At 57.7% G+C, this 20,767-nt stretch carries 22 protein-coding genes; 9 read left to right on the top strand and 13 right to left on the bottom strand.

The genetic code is table 11. The features are described 5' to 3' along the window. Positions 1 to 99: 99 nt before the first annotated feature. Both RUA4292_RS07035 and RUA4292_RS07030 read left to right on the top strand, forming a co-directional pair. A complete protein-coding gene (locus RUA4292_RS07035; protein WP_058277112.1) occupies positions 100 to 1,116 on the top strand; it encodes a DUF418 domain-containing protein in 1,017 nt (338 codons plus the stop codon). A 52-nt stretch (positions 1,117 to 1,168) separates the two neighbouring features. Next, positions 1,169 to 1,798 carry a LysE family translocator gene (locus RUA4292_RS07030; RefSeq protein WP_058276951.1) on the top strand — a complete coding sequence of 210 codons (630 nt, stop codon included), beginning with the start codon at positions 1,169 to 1,171 and terminating at the stop codon, positions 1,796 to 1,798. A 4-nt stretch (positions 1,799 to 1,802) separates the two neighbouring features. Here RUA4292_RS07030 and RUA4292_RS24930 read toward each other — a convergent pair whose 3' ends face one another. Further along, positions 1,803 to 1,976, bottom strand: a complete 174-nt coding sequence (locus tag RUA4292_RS24930) for a hypothetical protein (protein WP_199519995.1) — start codon at positions 1,974 to 1,976, stop codon at positions 1,803 to 1,805. Positions 1,977 to 2,049: 73 nt separating this feature from the next. Next, a complete protein-coding gene (locus tag RUA4292_RS24420) occupies positions 2,050 to 2,241 on the bottom strand; it encodes a hypothetical protein (protein WP_145974892.1) in 192 nt (63 codons plus the stop codon). Between the two features lie 56 nt (positions 2,242 to 2,297). On the opposite strand from RUA4292_RS24420, the gene RUA4292_RS07020 reads away from it, so the two are divergent. Both RUA4292_RS07020 and RUA4292_RS07015 read left to right on the top strand, forming a co-directional pair. Next, the gene (locus RUA4292_RS07020; protein WP_058277111.1) at positions 2,298 to 2,837 is read left to right on the top strand and encodes an adenine phosphoribosyltransferase; all 540 of its coding nucleotides are present in this window, start codon (positions 2,298 to 2,300) and stop codon (positions 2,835 to 2,837) included. 170 nt (positions 2,838 to 3,007) lie between these two features. Continuing rightward, entirely contained in the window at positions 3,008 to 3,490 is a 483-nt protein-coding gene (locus tag RUA4292_RS07015) for a fasciclin domain-containing protein (protein WP_058272260.1), read from the top strand. Between the two features lie 34 nt (positions 3,491 to 3,524). Here the strand turns inward: RUA4292_RS07015 and RUA4292_RS07010 are convergent, their stop codons facing one another. From RUA4292_RS07010 to coxB, 11 genes are all read right to left on the bottom strand, one after another. Continuing rightward, positions 3,525 to 4,940: an FAD-binding oxidoreductase gene (locus RUA4292_RS07010; protein ID WP_058276949.1), complete on the bottom strand. Its 1,416-nt coding sequence runs from the start codon at positions 4,938 to 4,940 to the stop codon at positions 3,525 to 3,527. A gap of 38 nt (positions 4,941 to 4,978) precedes the next feature. Then, positions 4,979 to 5,797 carry an MBL fold metallo-hydrolase gene (locus tag RUA4292_RS07005; protein WP_058276948.1) on the bottom strand — a complete coding sequence of 273 codons (819 nt, stop codon included), beginning with the start codon at positions 5,795 to 5,797 and terminating at the stop codon, positions 4,979 to 4,981. Positions 5,798 to 5,919: 122 nt separating this feature from the next. Next, positions 5,920 to 6,504: a GNAT family N-acetyltransferase gene (locus tag RUA4292_RS07000; RefSeq protein ID WP_058276947.1), complete on the bottom strand. Its 585-nt coding sequence runs from the start codon at positions 6,502 to 6,504 to the stop codon at positions 5,920 to 5,922. Continuing rightward, positions 6,504 to 7,766, bottom strand: coding sequence for a M16 family metallopeptidase (locus RUA4292_RS06995; RefSeq protein ID WP_058276946.1), 1,263 nt, complete (start codon positions 7,764 to 7,766; stop codon positions 6,504 to 6,506). The genes RUA4292_RS07000 and RUA4292_RS06995 overlap by 1 nt, the downstream gene beginning before the upstream one ends. Further along, on the bottom strand, positions 7,763 to 9,151 hold the full coding sequence (gene thrC / locus RUA4292_RS06990) for a threonine synthase (protein WP_058276945.1): 1,389 nt from the start codon (positions 9,149 to 9,151) through the stop codon (positions 7,763 to 7,765). Before thrC ends, RUA4292_RS06995 begins: the two co-directional genes overlap by 4 nt. Then, a complete protein-coding gene (locus RUA4292_RS06985) occupies positions 9,148 to 9,825 on the bottom strand; it encodes an SURF1 family protein (protein ID WP_058276944.1) in 678 nt (225 codons plus the stop codon). The genes thrC and RUA4292_RS06985 overlap by 4 nt, the downstream gene beginning before the upstream one ends. 170 nt (positions 9,826 to 9,995) lie before the next feature. Further along, positions 9,996 to 10,811 carry a cytochrome c oxidase subunit 3 gene (locus tag RUA4292_RS06980; protein ID WP_058272267.1) on the bottom strand — a complete coding sequence of 272 codons (816 nt, stop codon included), beginning with the start codon at positions 10,809 to 10,811 and terminating at the stop codon, positions 9,996 to 9,998. A gap of 22 nt (positions 10,812 to 10,833) precedes the next feature. Next, the gene (locus tag RUA4292_RS06975) at positions 10,834 to 11,409 is read right to left on the bottom strand and encodes a cytochrome c oxidase assembly protein (protein WP_058276943.1); all 576 of its coding nucleotides are present in this window, start codon (positions 11,407 to 11,409) and stop codon (positions 10,834 to 10,836) included. Beyond that, complete coding sequence (locus tag RUA4292_RS24925) at positions 11,409 to 11,570, bottom strand: cytochrome c oxidase system small membrane protein (RefSeq protein WP_170561014.1); 162 nt, start codon at positions 11,568 to 11,570, stop codon at positions 11,409 to 11,411. Before RUA4292_RS24925 ends, RUA4292_RS06975 begins: the two co-directional genes overlap by 1 nt. After that, on the bottom strand, positions 11,567 to 12,523 hold the full coding sequence (cyoE, locus tag RUA4292_RS06970) for a heme o synthase (protein ID WP_058276942.1): 957 nt from the start codon (positions 12,521 to 12,523) through the stop codon (positions 11,567 to 11,569). The genes RUA4292_RS24925 and cyoE overlap by 4 nt, the downstream gene beginning before the upstream one ends. A gap of 85 nt (positions 12,524 to 12,608) precedes the next feature. Then, positions 12,609 to 13,520, bottom strand: coding sequence for a cytochrome c oxidase subunit II (coxB, locus tag RUA4292_RS06965; protein WP_058277110.1), 912 nt, complete (start codon positions 13,518 to 13,520; stop codon positions 12,609 to 12,611). Positions 13,521 to 13,696: 176 nt separating this feature from the next. On the opposite strand from coxB, the gene tldD reads away from it, so the two are divergent. The 5 genes from tldD (at position 13,697) to RUA4292_RS06940 (ending at position 20,740) form a co-directional block, all read left to right on the top strand. Next, positions 13,697 to 15,118 (top strand): metalloprotease TldD, encoded by a 1,422-nt coding sequence (gene tldD, locus RUA4292_RS06960; protein WP_058276941.1) that lies wholly within the window; start codon positions 13,697 to 13,699, stop codon positions 15,116 to 15,118. Between the two features lie 240 nt (positions 15,119 to 15,358). After that, positions 15,359 to 16,492, top strand: coding sequence for a DNA-processing protein DprA (dprA, locus tag RUA4292_RS06955; protein ID WP_058276940.1), 1,134 nt, complete (start codon positions 15,359 to 15,361; stop codon positions 16,490 to 16,492). A 174-nt stretch (positions 16,493 to 16,666) separates the two neighbouring features. Next, positions 16,667 to 19,306, top strand: a complete 2,640-nt coding sequence (topA, locus tag RUA4292_RS06950) for a type I DNA topoisomerase (protein WP_058276939.1) — start codon at positions 16,667 to 16,669, stop codon at positions 19,304 to 19,306. Between the two features lie 103 nt (positions 19,307 to 19,409). Next, positions 19,410 to 20,114 carry a CoA transferase subunit A gene (locus RUA4292_RS06945; protein WP_058276938.1) on the top strand — a complete coding sequence of 235 codons (705 nt, stop codon included), beginning with the start codon at positions 19,410 to 19,412 and terminating at the stop codon, positions 20,112 to 20,114. Further along, positions 20,114 to 20,740, top strand: a complete 627-nt coding sequence (locus tag RUA4292_RS06940; protein ID WP_058276937.1) for a CoA transferase subunit B — start codon at positions 20,114 to 20,116, stop codon at positions 20,738 to 20,740. The genes RUA4292_RS06945 and RUA4292_RS06940 overlap by 1 nt, the downstream gene beginning before the upstream one ends. Positions 20,741 to 20,767: the final 27 nt, after the last annotated feature.

The raw sequence follows: 20,767 nt of genomic DNA, 5'->3' as shown, positions 1-20,767 counted from the left end.
CAAGGTTCTTTTTGGCGCAACATCTTGAAACTGCGCATGCATTGCACCGATCTGTGGTTCGGACACACCACCAGAACACTGACAAAACAGAGAAATGGCATGAAGCGACTTGAGGCATTGGACGCGGCCCGGTTTCTGGCATTCTGCGGAATGGTTTTGGTGAATTTCCGCATCGCAGCTCAGGTCGCACCTGGTAATGACTGGGCTTCGATCTTGATCGATGCGCTCGAAGGCCGTGCGGCCGCGTTGTTTGTGATTCTGGCCGGAATCGGAATTGGATTGTCTTCAATTTCGGCCTCGATACTGCTGCGGAGGGCGGCGTTTCTGTTCGTACTCGGTCTGATTAACATGACCGTATTTGACGCCGACATCCTGCATTTTTATGCGATGTACTTTGTCGTCGGCGCAGCTTTCCTGGCGGCCCCAACTGGCGGCTTGTGGCTGGGTTCTGTCAGTGTGATGGCATTGGCGGTTCTGGCGGTTATGATATTCAACTATGACCTTGGCTGGGATTGGGACACGTTGACATACACCGACCTTTGGACCCTGCCCGGCTTCTTGCGCAACCTTTTCTTCAACGGCTGGCACCCTGTCCTGCCTTGGGCAGCTTTCCTGTTGATCGGCATGGCCATCGGGCGGTCAGAGTTGCACACGATTTGCATTCGACACAGGCTGATCATGTGGGGGTTCGGAGCTGCTGTTTTTGCCCATTTCCCGCAAATGCTGGTCACGGACCCTGATCTGGCCGCCTATTTGGGGACTGCATCCATCCCGCCGGGGCCGTTCTACATCATTGCCGGTACAGGGTCGGCTTGTGTTGTGATCGGACTGCTGCTGAAGCTGTGGCCAAAGATCGAAAAGCTGCGCATCGGCCCCGCCCTGACTGCGCCCGGTCGGCATAGCCTGACGCTCTATATGGCGCACATCCTGATCGGCATGGGCATATTAGAAGAGGCGGGTTTGCTGAACGGATCACTGAACGCCCCTCAAATCGTGGGCTGCGCGTTTGCGTTTTGCGCGGCATCCTCGGGCTTTGCGATTTTGTGGTCTCGAAAGTTCAAAAGCGGCCCGCTAGAAGCTTTGATGCGTTTGACCACACAGACGCGCCGGGCTTGACCTTGCGCGCCGGTCCGGGCTTGCTGCGAAAAACGCATTCACAGGATTTCCAATGTCCCTTGATCTTTGGCTCGCTTTTGTCGCTGCTTCCACCGCCCTCCTGCTAATCCCGGGCCCGACCGTCTTGCTGGTGCTCAGCTATGCTTTGTCCAAAGGGCGCAGCGTGGCCGTGGCCTCGGCCACGGGCGTGGCTGTTGGCGATCTGGTGGCCATGACGGCCTCGCTATTGGGACTGGGCGCATTGGTTCTAGCATCAGCTACGATGTTCACGGCCCTTAAATGGGTCGGGGCGGCCTATTTGGTCTGGCTGGGGATCAAATTGTTGCGCAGCGCGCCATCGGGTGGTCTGGAGACTGTGGAGACCGGACGCGATGTCACCGCCCACAGCGTATTTGGCCATGCCGCCGCGGTCACCGCACTGAACCCAAAATCCATTGCATTCTTTATCGCCTTCGTCCCCCAGTTTCTGCGCCCGGCTGACCCACTTGGGCCGCAATTCTTCATCCTGATCGCAACTTTCGTGGGTCTGGCATGGTTGAATGCGTTGGCATATGCCTTTTTGGCAGACCGCTTGCGACAGATGATAGGTCGTTCGGGCGTCATCACTGCTATGACACGGTTCGGAGGGGTGACGTTGATCGGGATGGGTGTGGCCACGGCTGTCCTGCGCTGCCCGGCCTGATGGCTCAGTCCTCGGAGTGTTCTTTCATGAAAGCGCGAATGAACCGACGAATTTCTCGTGCAGCTGACGTGTCCAGCTCTTTGCATAGCTGAACGAACGCGTCCCGCTCATCCTTATCCAGACGCAAGACCAACTGGCTGTTTTTCTTGGTCGAAACCCTGCCGTCTTTTGCTTCCACGCGCCCTGTTCTCAACAAGATTTTTGGTCCATCGGCTAGCCCTTGAATATACATTGCATAGAGTTTGTAATTCTCAAGCAACTAGCAATAAAAGAAGGTTATGGCAATGTACCTTCATGCCGCCATGACGTTTCTTCGGAAAGAGCACCACAAAGGGCGCAATCCACTTCCGCCGTGATGGCTTGCCCTGCTGTGCCGCTGCTGCAGGCTGCCGAAGGCAACGCTGAAGCATCACAAGAAGCTCGACAGCAATCTTTCCTTGCATGACTGGCACCGATGAGCCAAACACCCCAGCGTGTTTTGACGCCAGAGGGGATGGCCATGTCCAGGAACAAGTCGGTCAAGGATTACATTCGCACTATCGTGGATTTCCCACATGAAGGGATCATGTTCCGGGACGTTACGACCTTATTCGAGGATCCGCGCGGCTTCCGCATGGCGATAGATCAGATGCTGCACCCTTACGCCGGTGAAAGGATCGACATGGTTGTAGGCCTCGAGGCGCGCGGCTTCATCCTTGGCGGCGCCATCGCGCACCAGTTGAGTGTCGGCTTTGTGCCGATCCGCAAAAAAGGCAAGCTGCCGGGTACTACCATCAGCCAAGACTACAAGCTGGAATACGGCGAGGCGATTGTAGAGATTCATGATGACGCCATTCAACCGGGCGAAAAAATCCTCGTGGTCGATGATCTGCTGGCAACAGGTGGCACCGCAGCTGCCGGAATCAAACTGATCGAACGACTGGGCGGCGAGATCGTCGCATGCTCGTTCATTATCGACTTGCCCGAATTGGGTGGGCGCAAGGCTTTGGAAGATATGGGCATGGACGTCCACGTCCTGTGCGAATTCGAAGGCCTTTGACAGGCTGCGTGTTCACAAGATCGTGAGTGGAAACCTGAAACCGCGCTGGCTTAGCGCGGTTTTTCATTGGATCAACCCGAACTTTTCGACATATTCAGTGATCTCCCTTTGATGCCGCCCCGTATCTCGAATGATGCCACCAAGGGCATTCCAACAAGGGATATCATACCATGTTTCGCAAACTCGCAATTGCCGGTGTCGCAAGCTTTCTAGTAGGAACGGCCGCATATGCTGATGGTCACTCCAAGGATATTGTCGACACCGCAGTCGGTGCAGGCAGCTTTGAAACTCTCGTCGCCGCCGTTCAGGCCGCAGAGCTTGTCGATACACTGAAAGGTGAAGGCCCATTTACCGTCTTTGCCCCCACTGATGACGCCTTTGCCGCTCTGCCCGAAGGCACGGTTGAAACCCTTCTGAAGCCCGAGAACAAGGATCAACTGGTTGCCATCCTGACCTACCATGTGGTGCCCGGGAAAGTGATGTCAGGCGATCTGTCCGATGACATGACAGCCGCGACCGTACAAGGCGGAGAAGTCAAAATTGACCTTGATAACGGCGTAATGGTCAACGATGCGAACGTTGTTCAGGCAGACATCGAAACATCGAACGGTGTCATCCACGTGATTGACAAAGTTATTCTGCCCGCATCGTGAACTCAACGCGCGGCCTGTATTGAATGGGCCGCGCCTACGCCTTTAGAACGGCACCCGGATTCATGATCCCTTTTGGATCGATTGCGGTCTTGATCGCGCGCATCGCCGACAGCTTTACCGGATCGCCATAGCGGCTAAGATCATCCGTTTTCAAACGCCCTATGCCGTGTTCAGCGCTAATCGATCCGCCGAACTCGTGCACCAAATTATGCACCACGCGCTTTACCGTATGCCGCTGTGCGTCATACTCTGAACGGCTATGCCCCTGCGGCGGGAATACGTTGTAGTGAAGGTTGCCGTCACCAAGATGCCCAAAACAGTTAATCCGGAAATCCCCAAACCCGCGCACGATTTCGGACCCTCGCAGTATGAACTCGGGGATTTGCGAGATCGGGACCGAGATATCATGGCTCGAGACCGAACCGATCAACCGGTTGGCTTCGGGAATGAGCTCACGCACCGCCCAAAGTTCCATTCGTTGCGCTTCGCTTTGAGCTACGACCGCATCAGCTACAAACCCGCGCACTTCTGCAGCCTCGAACAGCGCCATCAGCGCATTTGACGGTGACGCACCGCCAGAAAGGCCCAATTCAATAAGCACCATCCATTCAGGCTGGACGTCAAAGGGCTGGCGGATATCGGGCAAAACCTCGGACAAGAATTGCAGACCTTGCTTGTGGATCAGCTCAAAGGTGCTGACCCCCTCGCCCACCTGATCGCGTGCCAGCGCCAGCAATTCAATGGCAGCATCCGGAGAGGCCACCTGGAACATCGCGGTGCCGGTCTCGGCCGGACGCGGGTACAGCTTCAACGACGCAGCTGTGATGATCCCCAGTGTACCTTCCGCCCCGATCAGCAGGTTGCGCAGATCATACCCAGTGTTGTCCTTGCGCAAACGGCTGAGGCCGTGCCAGATTTCACCATTCGGAAGAACTGCTTCCAACCCAAGACACAGATCGCGCGCATTCCCATAGCGCAATACATTGACCCCACCCGCATTCGTCGCAAGATTTCCACCGATCCGGCAAGATCCTTGCGCCGCCAATGCTAACGGGAACAATCGATCAGCTTCTTCTGCAGCAGCTTGAACATCGGTCAGAATGGCACCGGCCTCGGCGATTAGAATGTTCTCGGTCGGATAAACCGCCCGGATGGCTGACATCCGCTCCAGCGAAACAAGCAACGGAGCCGGGCCGTCGGTCATCACCTGCCCGCCGACCAATCCGGTGCCGCCGCCGTAAGGCACGACGGGAACCGAAGCATCTGAAGCGAGCCGAACGAGCGTCGAAACCTGTTCTACCGACTTCGGCAGCGCCAAAACGCCGACATGGCCTGCGAACCTGCGGCGCGGCTCTTCCAGGTATCGTTCCTCGACAGGGTGCAGAATATCATCGCCCAGCACAGTGCGGATTGATTGGGCAAAATTGTCATCGGCAGGGTTTAGTTTCATACCCTTTCCTTGCCCAAGCAACCGCGATCCCACAAGCCCTATTCCAGTTCAATGAGGTATTGAGGCTCAAGCACAACAACAGTCGGGCGATCGGGCAACGTGCGCAAGGACACTGTGATCTCGGACACGCCCTTGCGCTCAACCGGAAAATCTTCGCGGATATCGACCAGAAACCGGTCCAGCGAAAAGCTGGAAAACCAGTGCATCGGAATAATGACCGAGCTTTTCAGCCGCTTCAAAACCGTGATCATTTCCGGCAACGGCATTGTCGTTCCACCATCCACCGCAGCCATCACAACATCCAAACGCCCCAAGGCGGCAAATTGTTCATCCGACGGCACATGATGCAGATGACCCAGATGGCCTATGCACAGCCCTTCAACTTCGAACACAAAGATCGAATTCCCGCGCTCTTCCACACCGCCATAAGAGGATCGAATATCGGTCGAGACATTGCGTATCAGCATCTCTCCCAGATCAAGATAGTGTTCGATCCCCTGCCCGAACTCGCCCCACCCCGGCAACACATTCGGGATGGCAGGATCCGGATGGGCGGTCCAATGGGTGCCGTGGGCATGGTTCATCGTCACCACGTCCGGGATAAGATCGGCACTGCCGATAAAGCCGGTGAAGTCCGTCACCGCGTTCAACCCGCCCTGCGTCTGAATCATAAACGACGCATGAGCGATATAGCTGATCCGAACCGAAAACTCCGGCACCGGATCCTGCCAGGCGGCTTTGTGAATATACTCAATCCCCGGTGCGGCATCCGCGATGGCAATACAATGGCTCGGCCGCCGCTCCTGCGCCACAGCCCCGCCCGCAATCATCATCAGCCCTACAACAATCCACCGCATGCCCGGACTGTAGCGCAAGCGCTCGCTAAGTCATGCCCCTTGTTCATCTGGCTAAAAATACCCCGGGGAAGACGCGGCATGCCGCGACGGGGGCAGAGCCCCCAAGGACACCGCAACGGCGCCTACCCCGCGTCGGTCTTTCCGCGCCGGTCCGAGCGCAAGCTGGCATACAGCACATGCGTCCGCCACCGCCCGTTGATCTGCAGATACGACTGCGCCACGCCCTCGTATTTGAACCCCGAACTTTCCAGCAACCCACGTGATGGTTTGTTCTCGGGCAGGCAGGCAGCCTCAATCCTACTCAGGTCCAGTCGGGTAAAGGCGTGATGAACGATCGCACCAATGGCCTCGCGCATGTAACCCTGACGGGCAAAAGACTGGCCCGTCCAATATCCCAAGGTTCCTGCATGCGCCGGGCCGCGACGGACATTGTCCAGCGTGATGGCCCCCAAAAGCACATCATCCGTGCGACGGAACAAAAACATTGGGATCGCCGTCCCACCGGCCACGGAGCGCTGCGCCCAATAAACCCTGTTGGTAAAGGACTTGCGGCTTAGGTGATCCTTGGCCCAGATCGGCTCCCACGGCGTTAGGTATTCCTGTGACGCGCGCCGTAGCGCCGCCCAGTCGTTAAAGTCGGAATGCGCGGGCGGGCGCAAGCTCAGGCGCTCGGTTTCAAGTTTCAGCTTGCGTCTGCCCAACAGCATCACGCCGCACGCCTCTCCTGCAATTGCGCCAGCGTGGGTGCGCCCGAGACAGGACCGTAAAGCGCCAGCGCGGCTGGGGCCTGCACTGCCATCTGTTCGGCGAAGGCACGCACATCTTCGGTGCTGACGGCGTCGATCTTGGCCACGGCATCCTCAAGCGAGGGAACCCGGTCCCAGATCTGCACCAAACGCGCCAGACGTTCCGCCCGGTTCGACGGGCTTTCCAGCCCCATCAGCATACCGGCTTTCATCTGCGCGCGGGCGCGAGCGACCTCTTCGGCGCTCATGTCTTCGGCAGCGCGCTTCATCTCATCAATCGTTATGCTGGCCAGCTCTGCGACCTGATCTGCTGACGTTCCGGCGTAAATCGTCGTCGTGCCGGTATCGGCATAAGCTCCGGTCTGCGCAAAGATCGTGTAGCACAACCCGCGTGTTTCGCGCACTTCCTGGAACAGGCGAGAGGACATGCCGCCGCCCAGCGCCGTCGAATAAATCTGTGCGGTATAGATCGCATCGTCGCGATAGCCGGGGCTTTCCAGCGCCAGCGCGAAATGGGCCTGTTCCAGCTCTTTCTCCTGCCGGGCTTCGCCGCCGGTGAAACGGGCGGTTTCTGGGATCAGCCCTTTGCGGGGTTTAAGATGGCCAAACAACGCTTCAGCGGTTTTCATCAACGCATCATGATCAACGGCACCAGCAGCAGACAGGATCATCTGTTCGGGACCATAGTGTTCAGCCACAAACCCGGACAAATCTTCGCGCGAAAACGCACTGACTCGTTCGGTCGGACCCAGAATGGTTCGACCCAGCGGTTGATCGTGATAGCTCTGCTCTTGCAACCAATCAAAGATCACATCGTCGGGCGTGTCATAGGCCTGACCGATTTCCTGTAGGATCACACCGCGTTCAACTTCGATCTCACGCGGGTCGAAGATCGGGTTCAGAACAATGTCACCGATGACATCCATCGCCAGCGCCACATTGTCTTTGAGAACACGCGCGTAATAAGCCGTCACCTCGCGCGACGTGTAGGCGTTGATATACCCGCCCACGTCCTCGATCGCCTCGGCGATTTGCAAAGCCGAACGGCGCTTGGTTCCCTTGAAAGCCATATGCTCAAGGAAATGCGCGATACCGTTTTGTTCAATCCGCTCGTGCCGCCCACCGGCGGTCACCCAGATGCCGATGGCCGCCGATTGCAACCCCGGCATATGTTCACTGACGATACGAAATCCGTTCTTCAGTTGGTCTTGTCTGACAGTCACTCAGCAATATGCCTTTTGATATGATCCTCGAGGGCACCCAAATCGTTTGCAATACGGGTCACCCGTTCCGGACGTTCATACAGATCAGACATGCGGGATGGAAGGGGCGGATGTACATCGCTCGCCTTCTCGACCGCTGCCGGGAATTTTGCGGGATGTGCGGTGGCCAGTGTGATCATCGGAACGTCGGTCGAGCGATGCTCTTCTGCAACCTTGATGCCCACGGCGGTATGCGGGCAAACCAGTTCCGCACTATGGGTCAGAGTGGACTTGATTGTCGCCAGCGTCTCATCCTCGGATACACGGCCCGAGTCAAAGCTTTCGCGCAGCGCTTCCATTGCGCCCTGGCTGACATTGAAGCCGCCGTTCTTCAATTCATCCATCAACTGCGCGACGGCGCCGCCATCCTCGCCATACGCATAGTAGAGCGCACGCTCAAAGTTCGAACTGACCTGAATGTCCATCGACGGGCTGATCGAGGGGATGGTGTCGCCCTTGAAGTACCCCTCGCCCGACAGGCAACGATGCAGGATGTCGTTTTGGTTGGTGGCGACAACCAGACGGTCAATTGGCAGGCCCATACGCTTTGCAAGGTAGCCCGCGAAGATGTCACCGAAATTGCCGGTCGGCACCGTAAAGCTGACTTTGCGATGTGGCGCGCCGAGGCTGACAGCAGCGGAGAAGAAGTAGACGATCTGCGCCAGAACACGGGCAAAGTTAATCGAATTCACGCCTGCCAGCTTCACGCCGTCGCGGAAGTCGAAATCGTTGAACATGTCCTTCAGCGCGGCCTGACAATCGTCAAAATCGCCGTCCACGGCCAACGCATGCACGTTGCTGTCCGAAGGTGTCGTCATCTGCCGACGCTGCACTTCCGAAACTCGGCCATGCGGGAACAGGATGAACACGTCCACGGCGTCGAGCCCCCGGAACGCTTCAATCGCAGCCGATCCGGTGTCACCGCTGGTCGCGCCAACGATGGTCACACGGTCGCCACGGCGCTTCAGCGCCACCTGAAATAGTTGACCGATCAGTTGCATGGCGAAGTCTTTGAAGGCCAAGGTCGGCCCGTGGAACAGCTCCAACAGGAAGTGGTTTTCGTTCAACTGCTTCAATGGCGCGCGGGCGTCATGGCCGAAGCCTTCGTAGGCGCGGCCGATGATCTCCTTGAACTCACTCTCACCGAAAGATCCGCTGACATAGGGCCACATCACCCGGAACGCGATTTCCTCAAAGGACAGTCCGGCCAGTGCTGCGATCTCATCCTGCGTCATCACCGGGATCTCGGCAGGCAGGTACAGACCACCGTCACGAGCCAATCCGGTCAGCATCGCCTCTTCAAACGTCAGTTCGGGCGCCTGCCCGCGGGTCGAGATGTATTTCATGTCGCGTCACTCTCAGAAGGGGCGCGGCTGCGCCACAGAAAATATCCGGTCATCGCGGCCCAAACCAAAGCCAGGCCAAACCATGTTATTGCATATTGCAAGTGATCATTCGGGATACCCGTCACCGAAACAGGCAAGGGTGTGATGTTGGGGTCGGTTTGCGACCGCGCGATTAGCAGAACAGGCTCAGCCCCAAGTGCGGCGGCCAGGTTCGGTACATCGCGGGCAAACCATATATTGTCGTCAATATCCGGCTCAGGCGTGTAGCCGTCAATTTCGTCCGGCCAGTGCAGATTTCCAGTGATCTCCATCGGTCCATTCAGCCTTTGATCGTGCTTCGCGGTCACAGGAACAAAGCCCCGGTCCACAAGAATTGTCCGGTCATTTGTGCTGAAAGATTGGATGATGCGATAGCCCGCCCCAACCTGTTTGACCGAGACAAGGACGTGGATCTCGCCCGGCTCGATCTCGCCCGCAATCGTGACCGGCAGATACTTATCAGCATCAGGCGACACGGTGTCAGGCAAATCAACCGGGTCGGCTGAAATCCGATTTTCGATTTCGGCTAAAACGCCTTGTTTCCACGCCAACCGCTGCATTTGCCAGACACCCAGCGACACAAGGATCGCCAGACCGGCAATGCCAAAGATCATCAGAAAGAGAATGCGGCGCATGTCAGGACCAGGTTGTGTTGTTCGAAGGCTCTGCAAGAGCCGGCGTCTTGTTAAGGGCTGCAGCCGCAGAAAGGCAACCTTGCAATTGTATGGGGCGCAATCTTGCGCCCAGAATAGAGAAAAAGCCGCCCCGAAAGGGCGGCTTTTGCAGTTTGTTCGCCCGTCTGGCGCTACATCAACGGCGCCTGGCCCCAGATGTATACTGCGAAGAACAGGAACAGCCAGACAACGTCAACGAAGTGCCAGTACCAGGCAGCCGCCTCAAACCCGACGTGTTTCTCAGGCGTGAAGTCACCCTTGAGCGCCCTGATTAAGCACACTGACAAGAAGATGGTACCGATAAGAACGTGGAACCCATGAAAGCCGGTTGCCATGAAGAAGTTCGAATAGAACTGATCACCGCCGAATTTCCAGCCTTCATGCGCCAGCAGCTCATAGTATTCAAATGCCTGCAGACCTGTGAATGCGACGCCCAGAGCGATACCGATAGCCAACCCCTGCACCAGCGCCTTGCGATCATTGCCGTGCACCAGCGCGTGGTGCGCCCAGGTGATTGCACAGCCCGACAGCAGCAGGACCAGTGTGTTGATCAGCGGCAGGTGGAACGGGTCAACAGCATGAATGTCAGGTTGGATGTATTCGGTACCGGCATAGTCGTACATCGGGTACATGCGATGTTTGAAGAACGACCAGAACCAGGCAAAGAAGAACATCACCTCGGACATTACGAACAGGATGAAGCCATAGCGCAGGCCGATGCGGACAACCGGTGTGTGATCTCCCTGGCGGCTTTCGACCACAACCTCGGACCACCATGCGAACATGGTGTAAAGAACGGCCACCAGACCGGCCCAGAACATCCACGAGGTAACCCCGTGCATCCACAGGACGGCTCCGAACAGCATCACAAAGCCGCCGATCGCGCCGATCAGAGGCCAGATCGACGGGGCCAGAATGTGATAATCATGGTTTTTTGCGTGTGCCATCAGCGTCCCTCACCTACAGGCGTTAGTTCGTTGTTATATCAGCCTGCGTCTCAAGGGCGGCAAAGCCCTCGGGCAGGTCAATTTCGTAGAATGTATACGACAGTGTAATCGTATGAACATACTTAGCTTCAAGATCTTCGACCATTTCAGGGTCGATGAAAAAGGTGACCGGCATCTCAACACGCTCACCGGGTTGCAGCACCTGCTCTTCAAAGCAGAAACAGGCGATTTTCTGAAAGTACCCGCCGGCCGAATACGGTGTCACGTTGTAGGACGCCTGCCCGGCAATGGGGCGGTCGGTCGGGTTGTAGGCTTCATAAAAGGCCAGCCCGGTTTCACCAATACGCACTTCCATCTCGCGAGCGACCGGCTTGAATTCCCATTCCATGCCTTTTGCCTTCGAGGCGTCAAAGCGGACGGTGACCTTGCGATCCAGAATATCCTCGGGCGCAGTCGCAGCAACACCGGTGGTGCCACCAAAACCGGTGACGCGGCAGAACCAATCGTAAAACGGGACTGATGCCCACGCCAGGCTGCCCATTAGGACAACCACGCCAACTGTCTGCGCAACAGTTTTCTGAGGACCTGTCAGCGCCATCAGTTCTGTACCTCTTGCGTCGCCAAGCTGAAATCTGTTCCTGAAACCTTTACGACCGTCAGACCAAATATGATCACGATAAAGGCGGCCAGCGTCAGGCCGACCCCAAGGTTACGGCTGAACCGGCGTTGGTGAAGTTCGTGGCTCTTGCGCAGGCTCATGACCAACCTCCTAACCCATAGGGTTTCAGCAGTGCTTCGACCAAGATAGCACCGAAATGCAGGAACAGATACAGCAACGACAGCTTGAAGAACGCGCGTTCGACCTTGAAATTGTCGGCCTCGGAGTCATCCTCGTTCCGGCGCGAAATCTGCCACGCGCCGCGCAGGAACAGCGCGTTCAACACCACAGCGACGGCCAGGTAGATCGGACCGCCAATACCCGAGAATGCGGTTCCAACAGCCAGCATGGCCAGCAGCCCGGTATAGACCAGAATGTGCCAGCGCGTGGCGCGGCGACCATGTGTGACGGTCAGCATCGGAACACCCGCATCGTCGTAATCCGATCGCATGAACAGCGCCAGCGCCCAGAAATGCGGTGGGGTCCACATGAAGGTCAGGGCAAACATCAACCACGGCTCGATGGACATAGACCCCGTTGCGGCAACCCAGCCGATGACCGGCGGGAATGCCCCTGCCGCGCCGCCGATCACGATGTTTTGCGGCGTCGAGCGTTTCAACCACATCGTATAGACGACAACGTAGAAAAAGATCGTGAAGGCCAGGAAAGCGCCGGCAAACCAATTGGTTGCCAGACCCAGCATAATAACGGACAGCCCGGACAGGGCCAGCCCGATTGCCATCGCCTCACCCTCCTGGACCTTGCCAGACGGGATCGGGCGGCCTTTGGTCCGCTTCATCACGCGGTCGATATCGGCGTCCCACCACATGTTCAAAGCGCCGGATGCGCCGCCGCCAATGGCGATGAACAGGATGGCGCAAAAGCCAACGAATGGATGAACAGGGACCGGTGCCGCAAGAAGGCCGACCAAAGCGGTGAACACGACCAGCGACATCACGCGCGGCTTCAGCAAGGCAAAGAAATCGCCAAAGCTGGCCTCATCCGCGTGGGATTGGGCGCTTACTGTGCTGGCATTGATGCTTGCGTCGCTCATTTCCGGTCCTTCTGGGGCGAAAGCTGCGCGGATACCGCGCAGCCTGCATTACCTTTGGCGCGAGCTTTTCAGCCCGCGCGGGTCATTACTTGGATGCAACCTGATAGGCTGCGGGCTGACCTGCATAATCTTCCAGCGCGCCTTGCAGCCACTGCTCATATGCTTCTTCGCTGACCACTTTGACGGTGATTGGCATGTAAGCGTGGTCCTTGCCGCACAGTTCGGAACATTGACCGAAATAGATGCCTTCCTTTTCGGCCTCGAACCACAGTTCGGCCAGTCGACCCGGAACACCGTCCTGCTTTACGCCGAAGGACGGGATAGTCCACGAGTGGATCACGTCCGAAGCGGTAACCTGCATGACGATGACCTTGCCAACCGGAACCACAACGGCGGTATCAGTGGCCAGCAGCCATTCGTCATCGCTGTAGCCCGCATCCGCCAGTTTGGCACGCATGGCATCATTCAGAACAAATGGGGTCACATCCGCATCAGCCGGGCGTGCGCCTTCATCCAATGTGGCCGGATGGCCCAGCAGATAACTGTCGAAGGCGAAATCGTGATCAACGTATTCGTAGGTCCAGTACCACTGGTTCCCAACGACTTTGATGGTGATGTCGCCTTCGGGGATTTCCTGCTGATTGAACAGAACTGGCAGCGAGAAGGCACCGATGAAGACCAGAATCAGGATCGGGCCAAGGGTCCAGGCAATCTCAACCGGGGTGTAGTGCGAGAATCGCGCCGGTTCAGGGTTGTTACGCGAATTGTAGCGAATGATGCAGTAGATCAGCAGACCCGCAACAAACAGGCAGATCGCGGTGATGATCACCAGAATCATATCATCCAGCCGCTGAATCCCCAAGGCCAGGCTGGTGGCAGCAGGCTGGAACCCAAGGCCGCCATCAACCGGCTTACCAATAATCTCAAGCTCCTGAGCCATTGCGGGAAGGCTGGAGAGGGCTGTCATCAACCCCGAAAGCATCAAAGCATTCTTCATTTTCTGTCCTGATCGTCTGATCTTTGCTTCTCTGGCGAAAAGGTGTGAATCAGTCGCACCTCTCCCGTTGTCTTTGGCCGAGTTAAAAACCATATTCCGTCGGGTAGATAAAGCAAAATGCTTGCGTCAAACAGACGCTATTTTTGATCTGGATCAAACTCGGAAGGTCCCAACAGATGTCCAACGACCCGTTTCGCCCATTTGATAGCGCTATTCCGCATGACGAAGCGCTTGCGGTTTTGCAATCCGCCACTTCCGGAGCAGAAGACGGTGAGCTGTTTGTCGAGCGGCGGAAATCCGAGGCTTTGGTTTTTGATGACGGGCGCTTGAAGACAGCATCTTATGACGCCTCCGAAGGGTTTGGCCTGCGGGCGGTGCAGGGCGAAGTTGCTGGGTATGCGCATTCCACCGACGTCTCAATTCCGGCGCTGAAGCGGGCAGCTGAGACCGCGCGCCTGGCTGTTGGCGACGGCGGCGGCACGCTGGCCGATGGTCCCCGCGCTACCAATACCCGCCTTTATACGGACGAAGACCCGATTGAATCCGCTGATTTCCCGGTCAAGATCGAAACACTGCGCGAGATCGACGCCTATGCCCGCGACATGGATCCCCGCGTCGTGCAGGTTAGCGCGACAATCGCCGCAGCCGTGCAAGAAGTAGAGATTTTGCGCCCTGAAGGCGTACTGATGCGAGACGTGCGGCCAATGACCCGCCTCAATATCTCGGTCATCGTCGAACAGAACGGTCGCCGCGAAAGTGGCTCGGCCGGGGGTGGCGGGCGCGTCGGGCTAGATGGTCTGATCGATCCGTCGGATTGGCAGGACAAAGCGCGCGAGGCGTTGCGGATCGCCTTGGTCAATCTCGACGCGATCCCGGCCCCTGCCGGCGTGATGGAGGTCGCGCTTGGCCCCGGTTGGCCGGGCATCCTCTTGCACGAGGCAATCGGACACGGTTTGGAGGGGGACTTTAACCGCAAGGGAAGCTCGGCCTTTGCCGGTTTGATGGGACAGCAGATCGCATCCAAAGGCGTGACCGTTGTTGATGACGGCACAATCCCGGATAGTCGCGGCTCGATCTCTCTGGATGACGAAGGCACACCCAGTTCAAGGACAGTTTTGATCGAAGATGGCGTCCTGACCGGCTATATGCAGGATCGCCAAAACGCGCGCCTGATGGGCGTGGCCTCCACCGGAAACGGGCGGCGTCAAAGCTATGCGCACAAACCCATGCCGCGGATGACGAACACTGTGATGCTGGGTGGTGAGGCTGATCCGGCCTCTTTGGTTGCGGACATCCAGGACGGTATCTGGGCCGTTGGTTTCGGCGGCGGTCAGGTGGATATCACCAACGGCAAATTCGTGTTTTCGTGCACCGAGGCGTACCGCGTTGAAAACGGTAAAATAGGGGCACCCGTCAAAGGCGCGACCCTGATCGGCGACGGCCCATCCGCCCTCAAACGCATTCGGGGATTGGGTAACGACATGGCGCTGGATCCGGGCATGGGAACCTGTGGCAAAGACGGCCAGTGGGTGCCGGTCGGCGTTGGCCAGCCTACCGTTCTGATGGATGGCCTGACAGTCGGCGGATCGGCCGCATAGCCGGGAATCGCTTGGCGGGAAATCGAGAGCGCAGGGTTAACGCTGCGCTTCCAGCCCGCCGGCGCCTTAACATCCTGTCAGGCGAGCGCGTTGAAGGCAGTTTTTTTTATTCCATACATTTAAACGCACTAGATAACTCTCAATTACAAACGCCGAAAATTATCCGGATAATTTGAAGAGATTCACGAGCTGTTAACCCCAGCAATCGTAAACCAGTTCTGCAATCAGGCGGAGCATCGGATGACCGAAGAGCAGCATTCTTCCTATCACCCCACACTCCCACGCACCACGGAAGAGGATCGGTTTTCTTGGCTTCGTCTGTTGCGTTCTCGCAAGGTTGGTCCGGCGACATTTCGTCGGTTGCTACGGGAACATGGCTCGGCGCAGAACGCGCTGGCCGCGCTGCCGGAAATGGCACGCGCTGCCGGAATTGATGGGTACGAAGTTTGCCCCCCCGGCGTGATTGAGGCGGAACTCAAGGCCGCAAAAGCCGCGAACGCGCACCTTTTGTGCCTTGGCTCCGCCGATTATCCAGATGCCTTGCATGATCTTTCCGACGCCCCACCAATGCTTTGGGCGATTGGAGATAGCTCTCTGCTTCAGCGCCGGTCGATTGCACTGGTCGGCGCGCGGAATTGTTCGTCCCTGGGGGCGCGGATGGCGCGGGGGCTTGCCACAGATCTCGGCATGCAAGGCTATGTCGTTGTGTCCGGCCTGGCACGCGGCATTGATACAGCGGCCCATATGGCCGCGCTTGAAACAGGCACCGTCGCTGTAATGGGAGGCGGCGTGGATGTCGTTTATCCCACCGAAAACACTGTTTTGGCGGAAAAGATTGGCCAAACCGGGTTGCGTGTCTCGGAACAGCCCATGGGCATCACACCGCAGGCCCGGCACTTCCCGCGCAGAAACAGGATTATCTCAGGTCTGGCGCAGGCGGTTGTCGTCGTCGAAGCTGCCGCAAAATCCGGCAGTCTGATTACTGCGCGGGACGCCTTGGATCAGGGGCGCGAGGTTCTGGCCGTACCCGGGCACCCTTTCGATGCACGCGCTGCCGGGTGCAACATGCTGATCCGGGACGGCGCGATATTGGTGCGAGCCGCCGAAGACGTCATTGAGGCGCTTCCAAAACGGGCACCTACAGGTCAAGTCGAGACCCCCGCCGTGCCCGACGTTGTAGCCAAACCGGTGATCGCAGGTACCGCACTGCATCGTGAAATCCTGTCGCGACTGGGCCCCTCCCCGATTGCAGAGGATCAGTTGATCCGCGACATTGCCGCAACGGCCGGAGAAATCGGGCCGGCGTTGATTGATCTGGAACTCGAGGGACAGATCCAGCGCCAGCCCGGCGGCCTCCTGTCGCTGTCACCATAATCTGCATCGCTGAGGCCTGGTTTCTGCCCAAGTCCTTTTTATGCACAGGTTACGTGATTGAAATTACCACATAATTCCTGTGTTCAAAGGAACGCATTGACAATTCGCCCTTGCCCTCCACATCTTGCACGATCATAGAAGGCGCCAATTCCGTCGAGCGAGGTTTTCCCTTAAATGCCTGTAGTTGTTGTAGAATCCCCTGCCAAGGCCAAAACAATCAACAAATATCTTGGCCCCGACTACACGGTGCTGGCCTCATATGGCCATGTCCGGGACCTGCCGCCCAAGGACGGATCAGTCGATACCGAGCATGAATTTGAGATGAAATGGGAGGTCGGCAACGACAGCCGCAAACATGTCAAAGCCATCGCCGATGCGCTGAAAGAAGACAACGCTCTGATTCTCGCGACTGACCCTGATCGTGAGGGTGAGGCCATCAGCTGGCACCTGCAAGAAGCCCTGACCAAGCGCCGCTCGATCAAGAAAGATACGCCTGTCAGCCGCGTGACCTTCAACGCGATCACCAAGGATGCAGTGACCGAGGCGATGCAGAACCCGCGTCAGGTCGACATGCCGTTGGTAGAGGCCTATCTGGCCCGCCGCGCGCTGGACTATCTGGTGGGTTTCAACTTGTCACCGGTTCTGTGGCGCAAGCTGCCCGGCGCGAAGTCTGCCGGTCGCGTTCAGTCAGTCTGTCTGCGCCTGATCGTTGAACGCGAGATGGAAATCGAAGCGTTCAAACCAGTCGAATATTGGTCTGTGAAGGCAGTGTTCGAAACACCGCGCGGCCAGGCTTACGAGGCGCGCCTGGTCACGCTGACCGGTAAAAAACTGGACAAACATGATCTGGCCAACGCCACGCAGGCCGAACTGGCGGTGCAGGCCATCACCAGCCGCGCGCTGAGCGTTACTTCGGTCGAGGCTAAGCCTGCGGCGCGCAACCCCAGTGCGCCCTTCATGACCTCTACCTTGCAGCAGGAAGCAAGCCGCAAGTTTGGCATGGGTGCGCGCCACGCGATGCAAGTGGCGCAGCGCCTCTACGAGGCGGGCTACATCACATATATGCGGACCGATGGCATTGACATGGCGCCCGAGGCCGTGGCGGCCACTCGCGATACCATCGCAGACCGTTACGGTGCAGAATACGTGCCAGACAGCCCGCGTATCTATAAAAACAAGGCCAAGAACGCCCAGGAAGCGCACGAGTGTATCCGCCCGACGGATATGTCCTGCGATACCAAGGCGCTGAAGGTCACAGATGAGGATCAGCGCAAACTGTATGACCTGATCTGGAAACGTACCATTGCCTGCCAGATGGCTGCGGCCCGGCTGGAGCGCACGGCGGTCGAGATTGGCAGCGATGACGGCCAGGTCGGCCTGCGCGCCACCGGTCAGGTTGTTCTGTTCGACGGGTTCATGCGCGTTTATGAAGAAGGCCGCGACGACGTGGCCGATGATGATGAAAAGCGCCTACCGCAAATCATGCAGGGCGATCCAGCTCGGTTTGCCAAAACATCCATGCGCGATCAGTTCACCAAAGCGACCAGCGAGGGCACTGAAAAGGCCGCGAAAGAGGCCATTCTGTCCGAGAACGAATCTGTACTGGCCCTGCAGCACCACACGCAACCGCCACCGCGCTACACCGAGGCTACGCTGGTCAAGCGGATGGAAGAACTGGGGATCGGGCGACCGTCGACCTATGCCTCGATCGTGACCACGATTCAGGACCGGGAATATGTGCGCAAAGACAAGAACCGGCTGATCCCCGAGGAGAAGGGCCGGATCGTTACGATCTTCCTGCTGAATTTCTTCCGGCAGTACGTGGGGTATGAGTTCACCGCCAATCTGGAAGAACAATTGGACGACGTCAGCGCCGGTGGGCGAGACTACAAGGAGTTGCTGAGCAAGTTCTGGCGCGATTTCTCGGCTGCTATCGGCGAGACGTCCGAATTGCGGATCTCCGAGGTTCTGGACAAACTCGACGAAGCCCTGGCGCCGCAGCTTTATCCGCCGCGTGAAGACGGCTCGGACCCGCGTGTCTGTCCGAAATGCGGAATGGGTCAATTGCACCTGAAAACGTCGCGAACCGGCGGGTTCGTTGGGTGTGGAAACTATCCTGAATGCACCTATACCCGCCCCATCGCCGGCGAAGGTGCCGAAGGCGAGGAACGTCTTCTGGGCGAAGATGCAGGGGAAGATATCTGGCTGAAGTCCGGCCGCTTTGGCCCCTATGTTCAGCGCGGCGAACCAACGCCTGAGAACAAGAAACCACCGCGCGCCTCACTGCCGCGTGGCTGGCGCAAGGATGACATGGATCTGGACAAGGCGCTGACGCTGTTGTCCCTGCCCCGCCAGATTGGCGAACACCCAGAGGGTGGCATGATCAGCTCGAACTTTGGGCGGTTTGGTCCCTATCTGATGCATCAGTTGGCGGATGAGGCCAAGCCGGTCTACGCCAACCTCAAAGACCCCAACGACGTGTTTGAGATCGGCATGAACCGCGCTGTCGAGTTGCTGGCTGAAAAGCGCGCCAACCCCGGGCGGGGCCGTCGCGCAGCGGCCAAAGCGTTGAAGGAATTGGGCGAGCACCCAGATGGCGGCGCGATGCAGGTTCTGGATGGGCGCTATGGGCCATACGTGAAATGGGAAAAGGTCAACGCGACCATTCCAAAAGATATCAAGCCCGAGGATGTGACACAGGAAATGGCCATTGAACTGGTCAACGAACGCGCAGCCAAAAAGGGCACCAAGAAAAAAGCGGCTCCGAAAAAGAAAGCTGCTGCCAAGAAGACGACCAAAAAGGCGGCCACCTGACGACTGGCTAGGTAGAAATACCACCTACCCCTTGGTTTCATTGACTTCCCCGTGACGTGGCGGCACAACCTGCGCCATCACCATGTCATTGGGGGAGTTTTCCATGAAGAAAGTCTATGCCAATGCCACCGAAGCGCTCGATGGAGTGATTTCGGACGGCATGATGATCGCGGCGGGCGGTTTCGGCCTATGCGGTATTCCCGAATTGCTGCTTGAGGCCATCAAGGACTCGGGCGCTCAAGATCTGACGTTTGCCTCGAACAACGCCGGCGTTGACGATTTCGGCATCGGCATCCTGTTGCAGACCAAGCAGGTCAAAAAGATGATCAGCTCTTACGTCGGTGAAAACGCCGAGTTCATGCGTCAGTACCTAGCAGGAGAGCTGGAGCTGGAATTCAACCCGCAAGGAACCCTTGCCGAACGCATGCGCGCTGGTGGTGCAGGCATCCCCGGGTTCTATACCAAGACCGGTGTGGGCACAGTGATCGCCGATGGTAAAGAGCACAAAGACTTCAATGGCGAGACTTACATCTTGGAAGAAGGCATCTTTGCCGATCTGGCCATTGTCAAAGCCTGGAAGGCCGATGACACCGGCAACCTGATCTTCCGCAAGACCGCGCGCAACTTTAACGTACCTGCTGCGACCTGTGGCAAAATCTGCATCGCCGAGGTCGAGGAAATCGTGCCGCGTGGTTCGCTGGACCCCGATATGATCCACCTGCCCGGCATCTACGTGCATCGCATCATTCAGGGTCAGCACGAAAAGCGCATCGAACAACGCACCACCCGTAAGAAGGAGGAAGCATAATGCCCTGGGATCGCAATCAGATGGCCGCACGTGCGGCGCAAGAGCTGGAAGACGGCATGTATGTAAACCTCGGCATCGGTATTCCGACGCTGGTGGCAAACTATGTTGGTGACAAGGACATCACCCTCCAATCCGAGAACGGTATGCTGGGCATGGGCCCCTTCCCCTTTGAAGGCGAAGAAGACCCGGATCTGATCAACGCTGGCAAGCAGACGATCACGGAGCTGTCCCGCACCGCCTATTTCGACAGTGCCACATCGTTTGCCATGATCCGCGGCGGTAAGATCGCGGCCGCCGTTCTGGGCGCGATGGAGGTCGATGAAGAAGGCGATCTGGCCAACTGGATGATTCCAGGCGTGCTGGTGAAGGGCATGGGCGGCGCGATGGACCTGGTTGCAGGTGTTCGTCGCGTGATCGTCGTGATGGACCACACCAACAAGCACGGCAAGTCCAAGCTGCTGAAGAAGTGCACCCTGCCCCTGACTGGCAAGAAGGTGGTGAACCGCATCATCACCAACCTTGGCGTTCTGGACGTGGTTGATGGCGGCCTGAAGATCATCGAGATCGCCGAAGGCGTGACCGAAGACGAGATCCGCGCTGCGACCGAAGCCAACATCGTCAACTAATTCACACCAATGAAAAGGCCCACCGTT

It is taken from the genome of Ruegeria atlantica, assembly GCF_001458195.1.
Taxonomy (GTDB): domain Bacteria; phylum Pseudomonadota; class Alphaproteobacteria; order Rhodobacterales; family Rhodobacteraceae; genus Ruegeria; species Ruegeria atlantica.
This window is presented reverse-complemented; position numbering and strand designations above follow the sequence as displayed.